Annotated in this window: 3 protein-coding genes; all 3 read left to right on the forward strand. The window is 67.0% G+C overall.

Annotated features, from left to right (window positions below):
- A partial coding sequence (locus BQ7388_RS09985; RefSeq protein WP_327196119.1) for a flotillin domain-containing protein occupies positions 1-415 on the forward strand: 415 nt, incomplete at its 5' end.
- Between the two features lie 354 nt (positions 416-769).
- Entirely contained in the window at positions 770-1,288 is a 519-nt protein-coding gene (locus tag BQ7388_RS09990) for a PTS sugar transporter subunit IIA (protein ID WP_009278633.1), read from the forward strand.
- A 223-nt stretch (positions 1,289-1,511) separates the two neighbouring features.
- The coding region (locus BQ7388_RS09995) for an FGGY family carbohydrate kinase (RefSeq protein ID WP_268794053.1) at positions 1,512-2,242 on the forward strand (731 nt) is incomplete at its 3' end.

The raw sequence follows: 2,242 nt of genomic DNA on the forward strand, positions 1-2,242 counted from the left end.
CAAGAAGGCGGAGGCGCTGCGCAAGTACGGCCAGGCCGCCCTTGCCCAGCAGATCATCGGCGTGCTGCCGGACATCATCGCCGCAGCCTCCAAGCCCATCGAGGGCATCGACGCCATAAACATCTACTCGACCGTCGGTGGCGAGGGAGAGGGCTCCCCGGCCGCGGGCGTGACGTCCATGGCGCCGCAGTCCATCAAGGCCGCCTTCGACATGGTGAAGAGCGTGACGGGCGTCGACCTGGCCGACGTCATGCGCGCCGACACCTACGACGCGAAGGTGAACCGCAAGGTGAGCATCGACGCAGGCGGACTGGGCGAGGTCGCAGATGCCGCGCGGAAGGTCGCGGACGCAGTCGGCGCAGCTGCCACGTCTGGGGCTGACGGAGCAGGTCAGGAGGGCGCTGCGACTGAGTAAGCGCGTCCGGGCGACATGTTAGGTGAGCGAGGAGGCCCGGGGCTGGCGCCCCGGGCCTCCTGCTGTCACGTGTGGATGCCGACTGATGCGTGCGGGCCGGCCAAAAACTGCGCACGGTAGCCTCGAATTATGGAGACGAGCGGCGTTTGCCCAGGTCGCTTCTCTCGATTCCAAATTCCGTGCGCAGTTTTTTGGTGGCAAGACCGTCTGCCCACAAGAGGTCGAATGGGCGGCGTTATTCACTTTGGCTTACGCCGGGAGGGGACTTAGTGGGATAATCCATATAGCGATCGGGCCAGAGGCCATACCATCGGGGTCGCGACGAGGGGGGACCCTCGGGTCAGGAGGTATTCAATGGGTCTGTTCGACATGTTCAAGAAGCCTTCGAAGCCGGCCGCCCTGGGCGTCAGCGCCCCTGCGGGCACCCTGCTGGCTCCCGTCACCGGCAAGGCCGTCTCCCTCTCCGAGGTGAGCGACCCCGTGTTCAGCAGCGGTGCCATGGGCAAGGGTTGCGGGGTCCTCCCCGAAGGCGACACGGTCTACGCGCCTGCGGCAGGGACCCTGAGCGCCATTGGCGCACCCAACTTCCATGCCCTGGGCATGGTGTGCGACGACGGCGCCGAGGTGCTCATCCACATCGGCGTCGACACGGTCGAGATGAAGGGCGAGGGCTTCACCGTCTTCGGCAGCAAGGGCGCGCACGTGAGCGCCGGCGAGCCCCTCATCAAGTTCTCGAGCGAGAAGATCAAGGCGGCCGGGCACGACGACGTGGTCATCATGGCGATCACCAACTCCGACGACCTCTCGTCCGTCGAGCTCACCGCTCCTGGCGCCATCGAGGCAGGCAAGCCCGTCGTGAGCTACGCACAGTAGTCTGAACCTCTTCCCAGCTGCGATTCCGGCCGCCCTGCGGCCATGTGGGACCGCCTGTCTCCGGCGTGGGATGGGCGGTCTTCCATTGTCCGGGGCTCGTCGGTGCCGCACGCGGTGTGGCACAAGAAGCATCCGCGGCTCCGACAGGCATAGAATGGGGGACGGCGTGGCGAGGCCACGGCCCCACCGCTCATCTGCCGCAGCTGCCTTAAGGGGGCGTCCCATGTACTTCATCGGACTGGACATCGGCACCTCGGCGACGAAGCTCCTGCTCATGGACGAGGACGGCGAGGTCCTCAACATCAGGAGCTGCAGCTATCCCATCAGCTTCCCCGAGCCGGGCTGGAGCGAGCAGGACCCGATCCTGTGGTGGGACGCCGTCCGCCAGGGCATCCCCGAGCTGCTTCGGGGCTTTGACGCCAACCAGGTGGCCGGCATCGGCGCCTGCGGCCAGATGCACGGCCTCGTCGTGCTGGACAAGGACGACGAGGTGATCCGCCCGGCCATCCTCTGGAACGACAGCCGCACCCGCTACCAGGTCGACTACCTCAACCGCGAGGTGGGCCGCAGGACCATCGCCTCCTACACCGGCAACGTGGCCTACGCGGGCTTCACCGCGCCCAAGCTCCTGTGGATGCGCGAGGAGGAGCCCGTCAACTTCTCCCGCATCCGCAAGGTCATGCTTCCAAAGGACTACGTCAACTTCCGCCTCACGGGCGTGCACGCGACGGACTTCTCCGATGCCTCGGGCACCCTCCTGCTCGACGTGCGCAACCGCTGCTGGAGCCATCAGATGCTCTCTATCTGCGGCCTGCGCGAGCGGCAGCTCCCTCAGCTGCACCAGAGCTGGGAGCCCCTGGGGACCCTCCTTCCCGGGGTGGCGCGCGAGCTGTGGTTGCCCGAGGAGACGCTGGTCTGCGCCGGCGCGGGAGACAACGCCTCCGCCGCCGTCGG

It is taken from the genome of Olsenella phocaeensis (genome assembly GCF_900120385.1).
GTDB lineage: Bacteria > Actinomycetota > Coriobacteriia > Coriobacteriales > Atopobiaceae > Olsenella_I > Olsenella_I phocaeensis.